The organism is Variovorax sp. BGA-UO-ETr-C22, from assembly GCF_059567965.1.
Genome location: NZ_JCAQPA010000011.1, coordinates 3,066,638 through 3,084,267 on the forward strand (window position 1 = coordinate 3,066,638; position 17,630 = coordinate 3,084,267).

Below are 17,630 nucleotides of genomic sequence, written 5' to 3' on the forward strand. Positions count from 1 at the left end.
CCTGACTTCGTCAGGGAAACCAGCGCGGCACGTGCGGCATCGCGTCGTGCAGCGAATCGAGCACCTGGAAGGCCTGCGCGACGATCGCCTCGGGCGGGTGCTTGAGGTCGGGCACCACCACCACGCGCATCCCGGCGGCCAGCGCGGCCTTGGCGCCGTTCTCGCTGTCCTCGAAGGCGACGCACGCCGCAGGGTCCACGCCCAGGCGCTCGGCCGCGAGGCGGTACAGCGCCGGGTCGGGCTTGGCGCGCGCGACTTCGTCGCCGCCCGCGAAGGCCTCGAAGTGATGGAGCACGTCGAGGCTGCCCAGGCAGGCCGCGATCTGGCCCCGCGTGGACGACGAGGCGACCGCGCAGCGCGTGCCCCGTCCGCGCAAGGCGGCGAGCAGCTCGGCCGCGCCGGGCTTGATGGGAAAGAGCGGTCGGGCGTCGCCGTCGGCACGCTCCAGCTGCAGCGCGGCGGTCACCTGCGTCGCCGCGTGCTGGTAGGCGGCGGGGCCGCCGAGCAGCGCGGCGAGGATCTGCTTCGACTCGCTCATGGCCAGCCCCACGCATTGCAGGTACTGGGCGTGCGAAAGCTCGACATCGAGCGTGCGGGCCGCGGCGATCCAGGCGGCCATGATGGGGCGCTCCGAATCGATCAGCAGCCCATCCATGTCAAAAATGGCGGCGGTGAACATCGAGGCGAATCCTAAGCGAGCGACGCGGCGGCCATGAAAAAAGGGGCCATCGGCCCCTTCTTTGAAGACACAGCGGCAACGCCGGTCAGTCCCGCGCCAGCGCCCGGTTCAGCCCCAGCGCCGCCAGCGTGCCGAGCGCGCCCGACAGCAGGTAGATGCTCACGAAGGCCAGGCCGAAGTGCGCCGACAGGCCCAGGGCGACCAGCGGGGCAAAGGCCGCGCCGATGAGCCAGGCCAGGTCGGCCGTGAGGGCCGCGCCCACGTAGCGGTACTTGGGCGCGAAGTTGGAGGTCACGGCGCCGGCCGCCTGGCCGTACGACAGGCCCAGGAGCGCAAAGCCCAGCACGATGAAGATGTCCTGGCCGATGCGTCCGCCGTCGAGCAGCGTGGGCGCGAAGCCGCTGAACACGGCGATCATGGCGGCCAGGCCGCCGAGCGTGAAGCGACGGCCGATGCGGTCGGCGATCAGGCCCGAGGCCACGATGCCGATGGCGCCGAACACCGCGCCGACCATCTGCACGATCAGGAATTCGGTGATCGACTGGTCGGAATACAGCGAGATCCACGACAGCGGGAACACCGTGATCAGGTGGAACAGCGCGTAGCTGGCCAGCGCGGCGAACGCGCCGATCAGCAGGTTGGCGCCCTGCGAGCGGGTCAGCTCGACCACGCTGGTGGGCTGCAGCTCGCGCTCTTCGAGCAGGCGCGCGTACTCGTCGGTGGCCACCAGGCGCAGGCGCGCGAACAGCGCCACCACGTTGATGGCGAAGGCCACGTAGAAGGTGTAGCGCCAGCCCCAGTCGAGGAAGTCGGCCAGCGGCAGGCTGGAATACAGGTACGCGAACAGCGCGCTGGCCAGGAAGAAGCCCAGCGGTGCGCCCAGCTGGCCCAGCATGGCGTACCAGCCGCGCTTGTTGGGCGGTGCGTTCAGCGCCAGCAGCGACGGCAGGCCATCCCACGAGCCGCCCAGTGCCAGGCCCTGGGCAAAGCGGAAGATCGACAGCAGCACGATGGCCGTGAAGCCGATGCTCGCGTAGCCCGGCAGGAAAGCGATGCCGGCGGTGGAGGTGCCCAGCAGGAACAGCGCGATCGTCAGCTTGGTCTCGCGCCCGAAGCGGCGCTGGATCGCCATCGAGATCACGGTGCCAAAGGGGCGCGCGATGAAGGCGAACGAGAAGATCACGAAGGCCCAGAGCACGCCTTCCAGGCGCTGCTCGAACGGGAAGAACACCGCCGGGAACACCAGCACCGAGGCGATGCCGTAGACGAAGAAGTCGAAATACTCGGAGGCGCGGCCGATGACCACGCCGACCGCGATCTCGCCCGGGGCGATGTGCGAATGGTCGGCGTCTGCGGCGCGAGCGCCGCCTTCGGTCGGGTGCGACACAGGCTGGGCGCCTGGTGGACTGATGCTGGACGTCGTCATCTTGCTAGCTGGCTGGCTGTAATTCGGGTGTCATGCCGGGGCACGACACAGGGGAAATTCTGGACACCCTGTAGCGTCTCACCGAATTGCGTTTACCGCCATAGGACAAAACGTCCAATAGGCGGAATCCCTTGGGCGGCGTAGATTGCAGGGTCATTTTTGCGCGGCCTTCGCACTTTCCTCTCCCGGCATGCACATCCTCAAGACCCTTCGCCGAGCGCTTCTGCTGCTCTCCGCCATTTTCCTGGCGGGCTGCAACACGGTGCTGTTGAACCCCTCCGGCGACATCGCCAACCAGCAGGGACGCCTGATCGTCGTCTCCACGGTGCTGATGCTGATCATCATCATCCCGGTGATCGCCCTGACCATCTTCTTTGCCTGGCGCTATCGCCAGTCGAACAAGGAGGCCACCTACAGCCCCGACTGGGACCACTCCACGCAGCTCGAGCTGGCGATCTGGGCCGCGCCGCTGCTGATCATCATTGCACTGGGCGCGATCACCTGGATCAGCACCCACACGCTGGACCCGTACCGCCCGCTGAGCCGCCTGGACGCGCAGCGCCCCATTCCCGCCGAAACCAAGCCGCTGGTGGTCGAGGTGGTGGCGCTGGACTGGAAGTGGCTCTTCATCTACCCCGAGCAGGGCATCGCCACGGTGAACGAGCTGGCCGCCCCGGTGGACCGCCCGATCAGCTTCAAGATCACGGCCTCGTCGGTCATGAACTCCTTCTTCATCCCCGCGCTGGCCGGCCAGATCTATGCCATGCCGGGCATGGAGACCAAGCTGCACGCGGTGATCAACAAGCCGGGCGAGTTCGACGGCTTCTCCGCCAACTACAGCGGCGCGGGCTTCTCGGGCATGCGCTTCAAGTTCCACGGCCTGAGCCATGACGGCTTCGACCAGTGGGTGGCCAAGGTCAAGACCGGCAAAGAGGGCGAGCTGACCCGCGAGCAATACAAGAAGCTCGAAGTGCCGAGCGAGCGCGAGCCCGTGCGCCACTACGCCGCGGTCGACCCCGCCCTGTACGACGCCATCCTGAACCTGTGCGTCGACCGCAACAAGATGTGCATGAAGGAAATGATGGCCATCGACGCCGACGGCGGCCTGGGCAAGCCCGGCGCCTTCAACGTCGCCACCAAGCAGGCCTGGCAGGCCGACTCCCTCGACACGCCCAAGCGCAAGTACGTCACCGCGATGTGCACCACCGAAGACTAAGATGTTGCAGAACCTAGACCTGACGAAGCTCGTCTTCGGCCGCCTCTCCTGGGAGGCGATTCCCCTTCACGAGCCGATCCTGCTCGTGACCTTCGCGGCCGTGATCCTGGGCGGCCTGGCGCTGCTGGGCGCCGTGACCTACTTCAAGCTGTGGGGCACCTTGTGGAATGACTGGATCACCAGCATCGACCACAAGAAGATCGGCATCATGTACATCATCCTGGGCCTGGTGATGCTGCTGCGCGGCTTTGCCGACGCACTGATGATGCGGGCCCAGCAGGCCGTCGCCTTCGGCGACAACGCGGGCTTTTTGCCGCCGCACCACTACGACCAGATCTTCACCGCCCACGGCGTGATCATGATCTTCTTCGTGGCGATGCCGCTGGTCACGGGCCTGATGAACTTCGTGGTGCCGCTGCAGATCGGCGCGCGCGACGTGGCCTTCCCGTTCCTGAACAACTTCAGCTTCTGGATGACCACCTTCGGCGCCGGCCTCGTGATGGCGTCGCTGTTCGTGGGCGAGTTCGCCAAGACCGGCTGGCTGGCGTACCCGCCGCTGTCGGGCATCCTGTTCAGCCCTGACGTGGGGGTCGATTACTACATCTGGTCCTTGCAGATCGCGGGGGTCGGAACGCTGCTCTCGGGCGTGAACCTGCTGGCCACCATCGTGAAGATGCGCGCGCCCGGCATGACCATGATGAAGATGCCCGTCTTCACCTGGACCGCGCTGTGCACCAACGTGCTGATCGTGGCCGCCTTCCCGGTGCTCACGGCCGTGCTGGCCCTGCTGTCGCTGGACCGTTATGTCGGCACCAACTTCTTCACGAACGACATGGGCGGCAACGCCATGATGTACGTGAACCTGATCTGGATCTGGGGCCACCCCGAGGTGTACATCCTGATCCTGCCGGCGTTCGGCATCTTCTCGGAAGTGGTCTCCACCTTCTCGGGCAAGCGCCTGTTCGGCTACGCCTCGATGGTGTACGCCACGGTCGTGATCACGATCCTGTCCTACCTCGTGTGGCTGCACCACTTCTTCACCATGGGCTCCGGCGCCAGCGTGAACTCGTTCTTCGGCATCACGACGATGATCATCTCGATCCCCACGGGCGCGAAGATCTTCAACTGGCTCTTCACCATGTACCGCGGCCGCATCCGTTTCGAGCTGCCCATGATGTGGACCATCGGCTTCATGATCACCTTCGTGATCGGCGGCATGACCGGCGTGCTGCTGGCCGTGCCCCCGGCCGACTTCGTGCTGCACAACAGCCTGTTCCTCATTGCCCACTTCCACAACGTGATCATCGGCGGCGTGCTGTTCGGCATGCTGGCGGGCATCACCTACTGGTTCCCGAAGGCCTTCGGCTACAAGCTCGACCCGTTCTGGGGCAAGTGCTCGTTCTGGTTCTGGATCGTAGGCTTCTGGATGGCCTTCATGCCGCTGTACATCCTGGGCCTGATGGGCGTCACCCGCCGCATGAGCCACTTCCAGGACATGTCGCTGCAGATCTGGTTCCAGGTCGCCGCCGTCGGCGCCGTGCTCATCGCCCTGGGCATCGCCTCGTTCCTGATCCAGCTGGTGGTGAGCTTCATCCGCCGCGAGTCGCTGCGCGACACCACGGGCGACCCGTGGAACGGCCGCACGCTGGAGTGGTCGACCTCGTCGCCGCCGCCGGCCTACAACTTCGCGTTCACGCCGCGCGTGCATGACAACGACGCCTGGACCGACATGAAGGCCCGCGGCTACCAGCGTCCGCTGGACGGCTTCAGCCCCGTGCACATGCCCAAGAACACGGCCGCCGGCTTCATCATCGCGGCGCTGAGCGCGGTGTGCGGCTTTGCGCTGATCTGGCAGATGTGGCTCGTGGCCGGCATCGGCTTCGTGGCCATGCTGGTCGCGATCATCGCCCACACCTTCAACTACAAGCGCGACTACTACATCCCCGCGGAAGAAGTCGTTCGCACCGAAGAAGCACGCACGCGCCTCTTGGCCACCGCCCATGTCTGATACCACCGCCCTCCCCTCCCGGAACGCGAACGCACCGGCGTTCGACCTGTTCCACGTCCGCAACGAGGACCACCACCCCGAGAACGGCACGCTGCTGGGCTTCTGGCTCTACCTGATGAGCGACTGCCTCATCTTCGCCTGCCTGTTCGCGGTGTACGGCGTGCTGGGCCGCAACTACGCGGCCGGCCCCTCGGGCGCCGACCTGTTCGACCTGCCGCTGGTGGCGATGAACACCTCGCTGCTGCTGCTGTCGTCGATCACCTACGGCTTCGCCATGCTCGAGATGCAGCGCAAGCGCATGGGCGGCGTGCTGCTGTGGCTGGGCATCACGGGCCTCCTGGGCCTGGGCTTCATCGGCCTGGAGCTGTACGAGTTCGCGCACCTGCTGCACGAAGGCGCCGGCCCGCAGCGCAGCGCCTTCCTGTCGTCGTTCTTCGCACTGGTGGGCACGCACGGCCTGCACGTGAGCTTCGGCATCATCTGGCTGGTCGTGCTGATGGTCCAGCTGCCCAAGCACGGCTTCACCGCCGCCAACCGCCGCCGCCTGATGTGCCTGTCGATGTTCTGGCACTTCCTGGACGTCGTGTGGATCGGCGTCTTCACCTTTGTCTACCTCATGGGATCGATGGCATGAGCGCCCCCGCACACACCGCCACCGCCGCGCACGGCCACGGCGCACACGACAGCCACGGTCACGGCGACCACCACGACGACGGCCCCGTCAGCCACAGCACCTTCAAGGGCTACATGACCGGCTTCGTGCTGGCCGTGATCCTGACCGCGATCCCGTTCTGGCTCGTGATGGGCAAGGTGATCGCCAACCCGAGCACCACCGCGCTCGTCATCCTCGGCTTCGCCGTGGTGCAGATCGTGGTCCACATGGTGTACTTCCTGCACATGGACGCCAAGTCCGAAGGCGGCTGGAACATGCTGGCGCTGATCTTCACGCTGGTGCTCGTGGTCATCACGCTGGCCGGCTCGCTGTGGGTCATGTATCACATGAACACCAACATGATGCCGGCCATGGTCCACGACATGAAGAACATGCCCTGATGGCCCCGGCCGCCCGCCCGCGCTCCGTTGTCACGCGTGCGGCGCTGGCGGTCTGCGCCGTCCTCGCCTTTGCCGGCTTTCTTGCGCTCGGCACCTGGCAGGTCGAACGCAGGGCCTGGAAGCTCGATCTCATCGCCCGCGTCGACCAGCGCGTGCACGCCCCGGCCGCCGACGCGCCGGCGCGATCCGAATGGCCCACGGTCAACGCGGCCAATGACGAATACCGGCACGTGCGCCTTCGCGGCACGTTCCTCCATGACAAGGAAGCGCTGGTGCAGGCCAGCACCCGGCTCGGCGCCGGCTTCTGGGTGCTGACCCCGCTGCGCAGCGCCGACGGCAGCGTCGTGCTCGTCAACCGCGGCTTCGTGCCGCCTGAAGCGCGTGAACGCGCGGCGCGCACTGCCCCCGAGCCCCAGGGCGACACCACCGTGGCCGGCCTGCTGCGCCTGACCGAACCCAAGGGCGGCTTCCTGCGCACGAACGACCCCGCGGCCGACCGCTGGTTCTCGCGCGACGTGCAGGCGATTGCCGCCGCGCGCGGCCTGGCCGACGTGGCGCCGTACTTCGTCGATGCCGAGGCCGGGCCAGCGCCCGCACAGGCCGCGCCCACGTGGCCGGCAGGCGGCCTGACGGTCATCGCCTTTCCCAACAGCCACCTCGTCTATGCCCTCACCTGGTACGGGCTGGCGCTGATGGTGCTCGGCGCCTATGGGTTCGTGTGGCGCGACGACCGGCGCCGACGGGCATCGCAAGACGGTAGCGGCGAAAATGCACCGCATGCCGACGCCGCACGCCCCGACCCCGCCGATGCCCGCCGCGACTGACAAGCTCGCCGCGGTGGCCGGCGAGCTGCACGCCCCGCGCGCGGGCGTCGCGAGCCTGGACAACGCCATCGGCCACCAGAACATGCAGCAGCTGATCCAGCTGCGCTGGTTCGCCGTGGTCGGGCAGGTGGCCACCATCCTCGTCGTGCACTACGGTTTCGGCATCCGCCTGCCGCTGAACCACATGCTGCAGGTGCTCACCTGCCTCGCGCTGTTCAACATGGTGAGCCTGCTGCGCCTGCGCATCCATGGCCGCGTGACCAACGAAGAGCTGTTCGTGGCGCTGCTGGTCGACGTGGCCACGCTCACGGCCCAGCTGTACCTCAGCGGCGGCGCCACCAACCCCTTCGTCTTCTTGTACCTGCTGCAGGTGATCCTGGGCGCGGTGCTGCTCAAGGCCTGGTCGACCTGGACCATCGTGGTCATCACCGGCCTGTGCTTCGCCGGCCTGGCGCTGTTCTCGCGCCCGCTGCCCTTGCCGCTGGACCACGACCGCGGCCTGTGGAGCCCCTACGTGCAGGGCATGCTGGTGTGCTTCGCGCTCAACGCGGCGCTGCTGGTGGTCTTCATCACCCGCATCAGCCGCAACCTGCGCGTGCGCGACGCGCGGCTGGCGGACCTGCGCCAGCGCGCCTCCGAAGAAGAACACATCGTGCGCATGGGCCTGCTGGCCTCGGGTGCGGCGCACGAGCTGGGCACGCCGCTGGCCACGCTGGCCGTGATCCTGGGCGACTGGCGCCGGCTGCCGCACTTCAGCTCCGACCCAGAACTGCTGCAGGAAGTGGCCGAGATGGAAGTGCAGATCCAACGCTGCAAGAGCATCGTGAGCGGCATCCTGCTGTCGGCCGGCGAGACGCGCGGCGAGTCGTCCGAAGAGACCACCGTGCGCACCTTCCTGGACGACCTCGTCGAAGAATGGCGCACCACGCGCCCGGTCGAGGAGTTCGACTACGAGAACCTGTTCGGCCAGGACCTGCCCATGGTGTCCGACTCGGCCATCAAGCAGATGGTGTGCAACGTGCTCGACAACGCGCTCGAGGCCTCGCCGCACTGGCTGCGCCTGGAAGCCACGCACGACGCCGACGCGCTCACCATCACCGTCACCGACGCGGGCCCCGGCTTCATGCCGGCCATCCTCGCGGAGTTCGGCAAGCCCTACCAGTCGAGCAAGGGCCGGCCCGGCGGCGGACTGGGCCTGTTCCTGGTCGTGAACGTGGCGCGCACGCTGGGCGGGCGCGTCGCCGTGCGCAACCGCCCCGAGGGCGGCGCCATCGTGACCATCACGCTGCCGCTGGCGGCCATCGTGCTCGAAGAGGACGAGGACGACACCGCCACCGCCCTCGCGGACACCGCCGCCCCCAAGGCCCCCACCAGCCCATGACGCCCACCCCCGACACCGCCGAAGTCCGCCAGCTGCTCATCGTCGAGGACGACGAGGCCTTCGCGCGCACGCTCGCCCGCTCGTTCGAGCGGCGCGGCTACGTGGTGCTGCATGCGCGCAACCTCGAGGAAGTGGAAGCGCTGCTTGAAGAAGGCGACGGCCCCTCGCCCGGCTACGCCGTGGTCGACCTGAAGCTCAACGGCGAGGCCTCGGGCCTGGCCTGCGTGCAGATGCTGCACCGGCACGACGCCGAGATGCTGATCGTGGTGCTCACCGGCTTCGCGAGCATCGCCACCGCCGTCGAGGCCATCAAGCTCGGCGCCTGCCACTACCTGGCCAAGCCCTCGAACACCGACGACATCGAGGCCGCCTTCGGCCGCGCCGCCGGCACCACCGAGGTCGAACTGACCAACCGCTCCACCTCCATCAAGACGCTGGAGTGGGAGCGCATCCACGAAATGCTGGCCGAGACCGGCTTCAACATCTCGGAAACCGCACGCCGGCTCGGCATGCATCGGCGCACATTGGCACGCAAACTCGGCAAACAGCAGGTCAAGTAACATGATCTGCCGGTTTCGCGATTTTTGCGGAACCAACACCGATCCCGGAGGCTCTGTTCCTGATGACGAATAGCCCGCCGCTGCAGCTGCAGCCCGCCCGTTCCACCGATCTGCAGAAAAAGCAGGCGTCCGCCGCGCGCGACCAGACCGCGATGGAAGAGCTCTTCAACGCCCTGAGCCACGGCCTGGGGCTGTTGCTGGCGATCGCCTCGCTGCCGATCCTGGTCTACAGCGCCGCCCAGAAGGGCCAGGCCGCGGCCGTGGTGGGCGCCTCGCTCTTCGCGGGCACGGCCATCGTGCTGTACCTGATCTCCACGCTGTACCACGCGCTGCCCATCGGCCGCGCCAAGGCCTGGTTCAACCGGCTCGACCACGCGGCCATCTACCTGTTCATTGCGGGCAGCTACATGCCCTTCCTGTTCGGTGTGCTGCGCGGACCCTGGGGCTGGACGCTGTTCGGCGCCATCACCGCCGCCGCCGTGCTGGGCGTGAGCGCCAAGCTGTTCAACCGCCTGCAGCACCCGCTGTGGTCCACCGGCCTGTACGTGGCGATGGGCTGGATGGCACTGATGGCGGCGGTGCCGCTGTACGAGCGCATGTCATCGGCAGGGCTGGCCTGGCTCGTGGCCGGCGGGCTGTTCTACACGGCCGGGGCCGTGGTGTTCCTGTTCGACAACAAGGTGCGCTACGCGCATTCGGTGTGGCACCTGTTCGTGCTCGCGGGCAGCACCTGCCACTTCTTCGCCGTGCTCTGGCACGCGCACGGCTGATCGCTCTTCCTCAATAGTGGGGAGGGAGTTCGTCGCGCAGATTGCGCGCGCCCCCGTCCTGCCCTGCGTTCTGGCTTTGCAGCCGCAGCTGCGCAACCTGCAGGATCAGGCTGTCGATCTGCTGCTGTTGCCGGTAGATCGTCATGTTCAGCTGCTCGAGCAGGTCTTCGGCATAGCTCGACTTGATCTCGAGGTCGTTCAGGCGCTCTGTCACGTCGTTCGGTGAATGTTCCATGCCGCTATTGGACAGGAAGATCCACCGCCTTTCTTGACAGCGCGCCGCTCAGCGCCGGACCTTCGCCTCGAGCAGGTCGCCCATGCCGATGCGCCGGGCGAAGTCGATGCGCACGCGCTCCGACACCTCGAAGACCTCGGCCGCACCGTCGCCCACGAAGTCGATCAGCGAACGCATCGGCCGCGTGCCGGCCGGCAGGCCCACGATGCGCACGATGTCGTCGGCCACGGCCTGCGGATCGGCATGCTCGGGCGTGAGGGCGGACAGGCGCTCGCCGATGCGGTCCATCACGCCGTCATAACGGCCGTAGGCGGCGGCAATGGCCGCATCGGAGGGCTTGCCCGCGCTCGGGAAGTGATCGGTGCCCCGGGTGAACGCACCCGGCACGACGATCGAAGTCTCGATGCCGAAGCGCGCGATCTCGTAGGCCAGCGTCACCGCCAGCGAATCCATGGCCGCCTTGGCCGCGCCGTACGGGCCCATGAACGGCGGAAAGCCGCCCTTGGTGGTCGTGCTGCTGATCCACAGCATCAGCCCCGCCTCCTGCTGGCGCAGGTACGGCAGCACCGCGCGGTTCACGCGCTGGGCGCCGAGCACGTTGGTGTCGAACACCCGGGCGATGTCTTCCGGCGTGAAGGCCTCGGTCGGCCCGACCACGAGATGGCCCGCGTTCTGCATCACCACATCGAGGCGACCCTGCGCCTGGACGATGGTCGCCGCGGCGGCGTCGGCGGAGGCCTGCGACAGCACATCGAGTTCGAGCGGATGCAGCCGAAGCCCCTGGGCCGCGGCCAGCGCGCGCAGTTCGGCCGCACGCGCCTCGTTGCGGCCTGCGATGTCGCGCATGGAGGCATAGACGATGTGGCCCGCTTCGGCGAGCGCCTGCGCGCTGAGCTTGCCGATGCCGGAGCCGGCGCCAGTGACGAGGATGACGGATTGCATGAGGGAACCCCTTGAACGAAGGTGAGAGGGAAGAAAGGAAAGTCCGGTGGTCAGTGCACGCGGCGCTGCAGCAGGTGGGCCACCCACGCCGCCATCGATCCGAGTGCCGCCGCGCCGGCCAGCGTGGCGAACAGCGACAACGAAGGGGGCTGGTGGACCGCGAAGAACGCGATCAGCCCGAGGAAGTAGCACAGCAGGTTGTTCAGTCGCGGCACGCTGCGCATCGACACCACGAGGAGCGCCACGAACAGCACCACCACCGGCAGCGCCGCGGCGCCCGCGATCGGGGCCAGCGCGGCGATGGCGAGCGCCGCGCCCTTGCCGATCAACAGGCCCAGGCTCACGCAGACGAGGTTGAACACGCCGTCACGTGCGGTGGCGCCGCGGGTGTAGAACGCCACCCAGCCGACGAACATCGCCCACACGGGCAGTTCGAGCACGAGCGCCATCGCCGAGGCGACAGCGGCCACCACGGCCGCGGCGGCCGTGAACGCCGCGTAGGCGAGGCTGAAGAAGCGCGGGGTGGCCGCGTGGGGTGAAGGCGGATGCATGGTGCGTGCTCCGTGGATGTCGTGGGAGGCGGCCATTCAGGCCACGCCGCCGTTGGCCCGCAGCACCTGCCCGTTGACCCATCCCGCATCCGGCCCCGCCAGGAACGACACCACCGAGGCGATGTCTTCCGGCTGGCCCAGGCGCTGCAGCGGCGGCATCTGGGCGAAGGCCTGGATCTGTTCGTCGGTCTTGCCGTCCAGGAACAGCGAGGTCGCGACCGGCCCCGGCGCCACGGCGTTCACCGTGATGCGTCGGCCGCGCAGCTCCTTGGCGAAGACGTGCGTGAAGGCCTCGACCGCCGCCTTGGTAGCGTTGTAGATCGCGTAGCCGGGCATGTGCAGCGCGAGCGTGGTGCTCGAGAAGTTGACGATGCGCCCGCCCTCGGCGAGGCGGGTCGCGGCCTCGCGCAAGGTGTTGAAGGTGCCGCGCACGTTGATGTCGAAGGTCTGGTCGTAGAGCGCGTCGCTGTGCGCGGCCAGCGGCGCGGTCTGGAGCACGCCGGCGTTGTTGACCAGCACGTCGACCGGGCCGAGCTGCGCTTCGACGGTGTCGAACATCGCGCGCACCGCTTCAGCGTTCGCCACGTCGGCCTGCACCGCGAGGGCACGGGCGCCGGTGGCCTTCAGTTCAGCGACCAGCGCTTCGGCCGGCGCGGCGCCCGCGGCGTAGTTGACGGCAATGGCGAAACCGTCGGCGGCGAGCCGGCGGGCGATGGCGGCGCCGATGCCGCGCGAGGCGCCGGTGACGAGGGCAACGCGGGTGGGCAGCGAAGCAGAAGTGGCGATGGTGTTCATGGCGCGATTCCTAGGGGTGGTGAGTGGATGAAGCGAATGGTCGGCCATTCCAACCAAAAGATAATCAGCGCCAATTCGTCAATAAAATTCCATTTACTTAAACAATAGGCGCGAAAGGCGACCCCATGGACCGCTTCCAGGAAATGCAGGCCTTCGTGCGGATCGCCGAGCGCCAGAGCTTCACGCAGGCCTCGGACGACCTGCAGATTCCGCGCGCCACCCTCACCACGCTGATCCAGCGGCTCGAATCGCGCCTGCGCGCCCGGCTGCTCGAGCGCACCACGCGCACGGTGCGCCTCACGCAGGACGGCGAGGCCCACTACCAGCGCTGCGTGCGGCTGCTGGCCGACGTTGAGGAAGCCGAGGGCGCCTTCACCCACGCCGCGCCCCAGGGCCTGCTGCGCGTGAACCTGCAGGGCACGCTGGCGCGGCACTTCGTGGTGCCGGCGCTGCCCGCCTTCCTCGCCCGCCATCCGGGCCTGCAGCTGCACATCGGCGAGGACGACCGGCTGGTCGACCTGGTGCGCGAAGGCGTCGACTGCGTGCTGCGCGCCGGCCCGCTTCAGGACTCGTCGCTGGTCGCGCAGCGCGTGGCGCTGCTGCCGCAGGTGACGGTGGCGAGCCCCGGCTACCTCGCGGCGCACGGCGAGCCCGTCGACCTCGCGGCACTGGCCTCGCACCGCGCGGTGCACTACGTGTCGAGCAGCACGGGCAAGCCGCTGCCGCTCGAATTCACGGTCGACGGCCAGGTGCGCCCCCTGCAGCTGGCCGCCACCGTGTCAGTCACAGGCGCCGACCTGTACACGGGCGCCGCCGTCGTGGGCCTCGGGCTGGTGCAGGTGCCGCGCTACCGCGTGGCGGCCGAGCTGGCGGACGGCCGTCTGCAGGCGGTGCTGCCGGGCTTCGCGCCGCCGCCGATGCCGGTCTCGGTGCTGTATCCGCAGAACCGGCAGCTGTCGTCGCGGGTGCGGGTGTTCACGCAGTGGTTGCGCGGTCTCTTCGAGCAGGACACCGCGCAGGGCTGAGCACCGCGCCCGACATGCTTCAGGAAACCGGGCACTCCAACGTCGCCTCCGGGTGATGCGACGGCGCCTCCCCGCGCAGGAAGACGAACACCACCACCGCCGTCAGCACCGTCACCCCGGCCAGCACGCACAACAGCGTCCCGAACGCCACGCCATACGCGTGCAGCAGCCCCGCGCGATCCATGCCCGGCAACAAGGCCAGCGCCTGCGCCAGGTCGCCCGTCGCCACGCGCTGCGCCGCCTGCGACACCGCCACGGACGAAGGCGACGATGACGCCTTCAGCTGCAGCGCCACGAGGGCCGCGAGCCCCGCCCCCACCAGCGCCAACGCGATGCCCTCCCCCGCGACCCGCACGGTGTTGAAGATGCCCGACGCCATGCCCGCCCGCTCGCGCGGCACCACGCTCACGGCCAGGCCGTCCATCAGCCCCCAGGGCAGGCCGATGCCCGCGCCGATCAGCAGCAGCGGGCCCACGAGGCCGTGCAGCGACGTGCCCGGCGCGCAGCGGGCGAGCCACACGAGCCCCGCTGCGCACACCAGCAGCCCCACAGCTGAAATCACGCCCGCAGAGAACCGGTGCGCGAGCCACGCCGCCAGCGTCGGCACGATGAGGATCGGCCCTGACAGCGCGAACATGAAGCCGCCCGCCTCCAGCGCGCTGCGCCCTTCGAGCCCGATGAAGCGGATCGGCAGCAGCACCAGCAGCACGACAAAGCCGTAGGCCGGCGCCGCGGCCAGCAGTTGCACGCCGACGAAGCGCGGAAAGCGGAACAGCGACAGGTCGAGCATCGGATGCGCGACGCGCCGTTCGATGGCGATGAAGGCCGCGCCCATGGCCAGCGCGCCGGCCAGCGCCGCGAGCACCCACGGGCTGGCCCAGCCGCTGTCGGGCGCCTGCAGCACGCCCAGCGTGAGCAGGCTCAGCGCGGCCGTGAAGCTGAGCGTGCCCGGCACGTCCAGCCCCATCGCCTGCGGGTTGCGCGACTCACGCATACGCGGCGCGGCCAGGCACAGCGCGACGAGGCTCACGGCGCCGGGGCTCAGCATCACGGCGTGCCAGCCGATGGTGTCGGCCAGCCAGCCCGAGAGGATCGACCCGCACGACAGCCCCACGCCGAACGAGGTGCCGATGAGGCTGAACGCCCGCAGCCGCGCCGGCCCGTCGAACAGCTGCGCCAGCGCGGCCGTGCCCGCCGCGAAGGCCGCCGCCGAACCCAGCCCCTGCACGGCACGCGCGAGGTCGAAGGCGACGATGCCCGGCGCCAGCGTCAGCAGCGCGCTGCTCAGCGCCACCACCGCCAGGCCCAGCAAAAAGACGCGCTTGCGCCCGTACGCATCGGCCAGCGCGCCGGCCGCCATCAGCGTGGCGCCGAAGCTCAGCATGAAGGCGTTGGTGACCCAGTTGAGCTGCACCGGCGTGCCGCCCAGCGCGTCGCGGATCGCGGGCAGCACCACGGCCGGGCCGGTGAAGCTCAGCGGCATGCCGAGCGCGGCCAGGCAGACGGCGGCGAGCAGCCAGGCCTTGTTGGAATCGGGAGAAGACATCGGGAGGGCTTTCACGCGGGAGAAGGAAAAGGAAGGAAATGCGTGAAGCGAAGATAAAAAGGATTCAATGAAACGAAAATTGGCCCTCAGCTCCTCACACTGCCAACCCCAGGTTGCCAATCAAGCCCATGGACAGCTTCAGCGGACTCGAATCCTTCGTGCGGGCGGCCGACCTGCTGAGCTTTGCGCGGGCGGGCCGCGACCTGGGCATCTCGGCCTCGGCCGTGGGCAAGAACGTCGCGCGGCTCGAGGCGCAGATGGGCGTGCGCCTGTTCCACCGCACCACGCGGCAGGTGCGGCTCACGGCCGAGGGCGCGATGTTCCACGAGCGCTGCCGCCGCATCCTCGACGAGCTCGGCGATGCGCGCGCCATGCTGCAGGACGCCGTCGCCACGCCGCGCGGCCGCCTGCGCGTGAGCCTGCCGACCATCGGCTACCGCTTTCTGCTGCCGATCCTGCCGGCGTTCAAGGCACGCTTTCCCGAGATCGAACTCGACCTCGACTTCAACGACCGGCTGGTCGACGTGGTGGCCGAGGGCGTCGACGTGGCCATCCGCAGCGGCGAGCTGGTCGATTCGCAGCTCGTGGCGCGCCGCCTCGGCCCGTTCAGCTTCGTGCTCGCGGCCTCTCCGGCCTACCTGGCACAACACGGCGTGCCGCAGGTGCCGGCCGACCTCGCCCGACACAGCTGCCTGCGCTACAAGTTCGTGACCGGCGGAAAGATCGAGGACTGGGACCTGCCCGGCCTGCCGCCCCAGCTGCCGCCGGGCCTGGTCTGCAACAACATGGAAGCCATGCTGGGCGCCGCCGTCGCGGGCCTGGGCATTGCGTACATGCCCGACTTCCTGGCGCGCGACGCACTGCGCCGCGGCGAGTTGCAGCGCGTGTTGGCCCCGCACCTCGTGCGGCAGGGACAGTTCTCGGCGCTGTGGCCTTCGAGTCGGCAGCTGTCGCCGAAGGTGCGGGCGTTCGTCGACTTCGCGAGTGAACACATGTTCACTGCGACCGCCGACGAAGAAGAGAAAGACAACCGCCCGCCGCGCCGCTGAACGGCGGGCGGGGCGGGTGCGTCAGGCCGTGACCGCGAGGGCGGGCGCTTCGACCGGTTGCGGGGCTGGCGCAGCCACCACGGGGGCCGGCTGCGATTGCACCGGCGTGGCCGTGCGGCCCCACAGCGCCGCCAGCGCGTCCAGCGGGAACAGCGTGCGTGCATCTTCCGGCGTCGCCGCGCGCACCGTGGTGCCCGCCACGTCGTCGATGTGGGCCGCGCGCACGGCATCGGGCCGGTGCGCCGGCACCATGAACGGCGAGTGCGTGGTGTAGAGGATCTGGTGGCCGAAGTCGTTCTCCAGGTGCGCGAGCAGGTCGGCCTGCGAGCGCGCATGCAGGTGCAGCCCGGGCTCGTCGAGCAGCAGCACGACCTCACCGGATGCAACGCCCCGGGTGCCGGCGAAGAACGCGATGTAGAACGAGAAGAACCATTGGAAGCCGCGGCTGCGCTCGTCCAGGTTCACCTCGACTTCATACGCGCCGTTCGGGTCCGACACCAGCGTCTCCAGATGCTGCCCGTCGAGGTTGAAGCGGATCTTGAGCGGGCGGTCCTTCCACAGCCGGCGGATCTCGGCGGTCACGACGGCACCGGCCCGGTTCACCAACTGATTGCGCGTCGCCAGGTCGTTCTTCGCCAGCAGGTCCTGCAGCTGCTGCGGATCGAGCCCCGCCACCTGGCACAGCTTCTCGAAATTGCGCTCGCCCGCCGTGCGCTCGCCCCAGCCCTTGCGCGTGAGGTATTCGGCGATGTTCTGGCGGCCGGGCAGCGAGGCGTAGTCCTCGACGTAGATGAAGCGCGGCAGTTTCTCCAGCACCCAGGCGCGGGCGCGGGCCAGTGCGGGCTGGTCGTTGTCGATCGTGCGTGCGAGCTCCTCGATCTCGGTCAGCATCTGCGCCTGCTTGTCGGCGATCTCGGCGCCGGCCGTGGCCAGCGCCTGGCGCAGCGCCTGCAGCGCCAGCAGCGCGCCGGCCGACCACTTGACGAAGTCGGGGCTCGGGATCATGGCGGCGTCGAAGGCGTCGGCTTCCTGTTCGAGCGGCGCCTTCAACTCGTCGGCGACCTTCTCGGCCGCGGCCTTCACGGCGGGCACGATCTTGCGCACCTTGGCCTTGATGTCGCTCACGTCGATCGACAGCGGGCCCAGGCCCTCGAAGCCGGTCGTGCGCGTGGCGCCGTAGCCGCGGCCGGCCGTGACCTGGCGCACGCCGGCCGCGCGCGGCAGGATGGCTGCGAGCGCCAGCTGTTCGGAGGCATCGAGGTCCCAGCGCGTGTGGACCACCGGGGTGTCGTCGGTGCACTCGTCCAGGCGGCGGTGCCGGGGAAAGTCCTTGATGGGGCTGAGTGCCGTGAGCCCGTCGGTCGGGTTCAGGCTGTGCAACGCGCGCAGCAGGTTCGACTTGCCGCTGTCATTTCGGCCGAGGATCGCTGTGATCTGGGAGGAATCGATGGAGCCGCTGTCGTGGATCGAGCGATAGTTGGTGATCTGGAATGACGCCAAGCGCATGCAGGAATTTCTCTTCTGAATTGAATACGGGGCCGGGGAATGTATTGCATCCCCGGCCCCGTCC

18 protein-coding genes are annotated in these 17,630 nt (G+C 68.7%); 10 read left to right on the forward strand and 8 right to left on the reverse strand.

Going from position 1 to position 17,630, the window contains the following annotated elements:
* Positions 1-10: 10 nt before the first annotated feature.
* Both AC57B8_RS34600 and AC57B8_RS34605 read right to left on the reverse strand, forming a co-directional pair.
* Positions 11-679, reverse strand: a complete 669-nt coding sequence (locus AC57B8_RS34600) for an HAD family hydrolase (protein WP_307637151.1) — start codon at positions 677-679, stop codon at positions 11-13.
* A gap of 85 nt (positions 680-764) precedes the next feature.
* The gene (locus AC57B8_RS34605; RefSeq protein WP_095743978.1) at positions 765-2,105 is read right to left on the reverse strand and encodes an MFS transporter; all 1,341 of its coding nucleotides are present in this window, start codon (positions 2,103-2,105) and stop codon (positions 765-767) included.
* A gap of 190 nt (positions 2,106-2,295) precedes the next feature.
* Here AC57B8_RS34605 and cyoA point away from each other — a divergent pair, with 190 nt between their 5' ends.
* From cyoA to trhA, 8 genes are all read left to right on the forward strand, one after another.
* Positions 2,296-3,321 carry a ubiquinol oxidase subunit II gene (gene cyoA, locus AC57B8_RS34610; RefSeq protein ID WP_062469097.1) on the forward strand — a complete coding sequence of 342 codons (1,026 nt, stop codon included), beginning with the start codon at positions 2,296-2,298 and terminating at the stop codon, positions 3,319-3,321.
* Position 3,322: 1 nt separating this feature from the next.
* Positions 3,323-5,329 carry a cytochrome o ubiquinol oxidase subunit I gene (gene cyoB, locus AC57B8_RS34615; RefSeq protein WP_496482126.1) on the forward strand — a complete coding sequence of 669 codons (2,007 nt, stop codon included), beginning with the start codon at positions 3,323-3,325 and terminating at the stop codon, positions 5,327-5,329.
* A complete protein-coding gene (cyoC, locus tag AC57B8_RS34620) occupies positions 5,322-5,963 on the forward strand; it encodes a cytochrome o ubiquinol oxidase subunit III (RefSeq protein WP_369644430.1) in 642 nt (213 codons plus the stop codon). The genes cyoB and cyoC overlap by 8 nt, the downstream gene beginning before the upstream one ends.
* Positions 5,960-6,382 carry a cytochrome o ubiquinol oxidase subunit IV gene (gene cyoD, locus AC57B8_RS34625; RefSeq protein ID WP_062469089.1) on the forward strand — a complete coding sequence of 141 codons (423 nt, stop codon included), beginning with the start codon at positions 5,960-5,962 and terminating at the stop codon, positions 6,380-6,382. Before cyoC ends, cyoD begins: the two co-directional genes overlap by 4 nt.
* Positions 6,382-7,206: an SURF1 family protein gene (locus tag AC57B8_RS34630; RefSeq protein ID WP_496482127.1), complete on the forward strand. Its 825-nt coding sequence runs from the start codon at positions 6,382-6,384 to the stop codon at positions 7,204-7,206. The genes cyoD and AC57B8_RS34630 overlap by 1 nt, the downstream gene beginning before the upstream one ends.
* Positions 7,190-8,587: an ATP-binding protein gene (locus AC57B8_RS34635; protein WP_496482128.1), complete on the forward strand. Its 1,398-nt coding sequence runs from the start codon at positions 7,190-7,192 to the stop codon at positions 8,585-8,587. The genes AC57B8_RS34630 and AC57B8_RS34635 overlap by 17 nt, the downstream gene beginning before the upstream one ends.
* Entirely contained in the window at positions 8,584-9,147 is a 564-nt protein-coding gene (locus tag AC57B8_RS34640) for a response regulator transcription factor (RefSeq protein ID WP_354343088.1), read from the forward strand. The genes AC57B8_RS34635 and AC57B8_RS34640 overlap by 4 nt, the downstream gene beginning before the upstream one ends.
* Positions 9,148-9,209: 62 nt before the next feature.
* A complete protein-coding gene (gene trhA / locus AC57B8_RS34645; RefSeq protein ID WP_370870083.1) occupies positions 9,210-9,917 on the forward strand; it encodes a PAQR family membrane homeostasis protein TrhA in 708 nt (235 codons plus the stop codon).
* 10 nt (positions 9,918-9,927) lie between these two features.
* On the opposite strand, the gene AC57B8_RS34650 is transcribed toward trhA, so the two are convergent.
* The 4 genes from AC57B8_RS34650 to AC57B8_RS34665 are packed head-to-tail and all read right to left on the reverse strand — an operon-like array spanning position 9,928 to position 12,440.
* Complete coding sequence (locus AC57B8_RS34650; RefSeq protein WP_062469081.1) at positions 9,928-10,152, reverse strand: SlyX family protein; 225 nt, start codon at positions 10,150-10,152, stop codon at positions 9,928-9,930.
* Between the two features lie 48 nt (positions 10,153-10,200).
* Positions 10,201-11,094 carry an SDR family NAD(P)-dependent oxidoreductase gene (locus AC57B8_RS34655; RefSeq protein ID WP_496482129.1) on the reverse strand — a complete coding sequence of 298 codons (894 nt, stop codon included), beginning with the start codon at positions 11,092-11,094 and terminating at the stop codon, positions 10,201-10,203.
* Between the two features lie 50 nt (positions 11,095-11,144).
* Positions 11,145-11,645: a DUF1097 family protein gene (locus tag AC57B8_RS34660; RefSeq protein ID WP_492734210.1), complete on the reverse strand. Its 501-nt coding sequence runs from the start codon at positions 11,643-11,645 to the stop codon at positions 11,145-11,147.
* Positions 11,646-11,681: 36 nt separating this feature from the next.
* Complete coding sequence (locus AC57B8_RS34665; protein WP_496482130.1) at positions 11,682-12,440, reverse strand: SDR family oxidoreductase; 759 nt, start codon at positions 12,438-12,440, stop codon at positions 11,682-11,684.
* Between the two features lie 125 nt (positions 12,441-12,565).
* Between AC57B8_RS34665 and AC57B8_RS34670 the strand changes: the two genes are divergently transcribed.
* A complete protein-coding gene (locus tag AC57B8_RS34670; protein WP_496482131.1) occupies positions 12,566-13,465 on the forward strand; it encodes a LysR family transcriptional regulator in 900 nt (299 codons plus the stop codon).
* Between the two features lie 19 nt (positions 13,466-13,484).
* On the opposite strand, the gene AC57B8_RS34675 is transcribed toward AC57B8_RS34670, so the two are convergent.
* A complete protein-coding gene (locus AC57B8_RS34675; protein ID WP_496482132.1) occupies positions 13,485-15,011 on the reverse strand; it encodes an MFS transporter in 1,527 nt (508 codons plus the stop codon).
* Positions 15,012-15,139: 128 nt separating this feature from the next.
* On the opposite strand from AC57B8_RS34675, the gene AC57B8_RS34680 reads away from it, so the two are divergent.
* Positions 15,140-16,060 (forward strand): LysR family transcriptional regulator, encoded by a 921-nt coding sequence (locus tag AC57B8_RS34680; protein ID WP_496482265.1) that lies wholly within the window; start codon positions 15,140-15,142, stop codon positions 16,058-16,060.
* A 21-nt stretch (positions 16,061-16,081) separates the two neighbouring features.
* Here AC57B8_RS34680 and AC57B8_RS34685 read toward each other — a convergent pair whose 3' ends face one another.
* Entirely contained in the window at positions 16,082-17,566 is a 1,485-nt protein-coding gene (locus AC57B8_RS34685) for an AAA family ATPase (RefSeq protein ID WP_496482133.1), read from the reverse strand.
* Between the last annotated feature and the right edge of the window lie 64 nt (positions 17,567-17,630).

What these genes read in the sequence shown, in the direction of transcription:
- AC57B8_RS34650 (WP_062469081.1), bottom strand. Translation starts at nt 10,152, where the DNA reads ATGGAACATTCACCGAACGACGTGACAGAGCGCCTGAACGACCTCGAG.
- cyoA (WP_062469097.1), top strand. Translation starts at nt 2,296, where the DNA reads ATGCACATCCTCAAGACCCTTCGCCGAGCGCTTCTGCTGCTCTCCGCC.
- AC57B8_RS34665 (WP_496482130.1), bottom strand. Translation starts at nt 12,440, where the DNA reads ATGAACACCATCGCCACTTCTGCTTCGCTGCCCACCCGCGTTGCCCTC.
- AC57B8_RS34600 (WP_307637151.1), bottom strand. Translation starts at nt 679, where the DNA reads ATGTTCACCGCCGCCATTTTTGACATGGATGGGCTGCTGATCGATTCG.
- trhA (WP_370870083.1), top strand. Translation starts at nt 9,210, where the DNA reads ATGACGAATAGCCCGCCGCTGCAGCTGCAGCCCGCCCGTTCCACCGAT.
- AC57B8_RS34635 (WP_496482128.1), top strand. Translation starts at nt 7,190, where the DNA reads ATGCCCGCCGCGACTGACAAGCTCGCCGCGGTGGCCGGCGAGCTGCAC.
- cyoC (WP_369644430.1), top strand. Translation starts at nt 5,322, where the DNA reads ATGTCTGATACCACCGCCCTCCCCTCCCGGAACGCGAACGCACCGGCG.
- AC57B8_RS34670 (WP_496482131.1), top strand. Translation starts at nt 12,566, where the DNA reads ATGGACCGCTTCCAGGAAATGCAGGCCTTCGTGCGGATCGCCGAGCGC.
- AC57B8_RS34680 (WP_496482265.1), top strand. Translation starts at nt 15,140, where the DNA reads ATGGACAGCTTCAGCGGACTCGAATCCTTCGTGCGGGCGGCCGACCTG.
- AC57B8_RS34605 (WP_095743978.1), bottom strand. Translation starts at nt 2,105, where the DNA reads ATGACGACGTCCAGCATCAGTCCACCAGGCGCCCAGCCTGTGTCGCAC.
- AC57B8_RS34675 (WP_496482132.1), bottom strand. Translation starts at nt 15,011, where the DNA reads ATGTCTTCTCCCGATTCCAACAAGGCCTGGCTGCTCGCCGCCGTCTGC.
- AC57B8_RS34630 (WP_496482127.1), top strand. Translation starts at nt 6,382, where the DNA reads ATGGCCCCGGCCGCCCGCCCGCGCTCCGTTGTCACGCGTGCGGCGCTG.
- cyoD (WP_062469089.1), top strand. Translation starts at nt 5,960, where the DNA reads ATGAGCGCCCCCGCACACACCGCCACCGCCGCGCACGGCCACGGCGCA.
- AC57B8_RS34640 (WP_354343088.1), top strand. Translation starts at nt 8,584, where the DNA reads ATGACGCCCACCCCCGACACCGCCGAAGTCCGCCAGCTGCTCATCGTC.
- AC57B8_RS34685 (WP_496482133.1), bottom strand. Translation starts at nt 17,566, where the DNA reads ATGCGCTTGGCGTCATTCCAGATCACCAACTATCGCTCGATCCACGAC.
- AC57B8_RS34655 (WP_496482129.1), bottom strand. Translation starts at nt 11,094, where the DNA reads ATGCAATCCGTCATCCTCGTCACTGGCGCCGGCTCCGGCATCGGCAAG.
- AC57B8_RS34660 (WP_492734210.1), bottom strand. Translation starts at nt 11,645, where the DNA reads ATGCATCCGCCTTCACCCCACGCGGCCACCCCGCGCTTCTTCAGCCTC.
- cyoB (WP_496482126.1), top strand. Translation starts at nt 3,323, where the DNA reads ATGTTGCAGAACCTAGACCTGACGAAGCTCGTCTTCGGCCGCCTCTCC.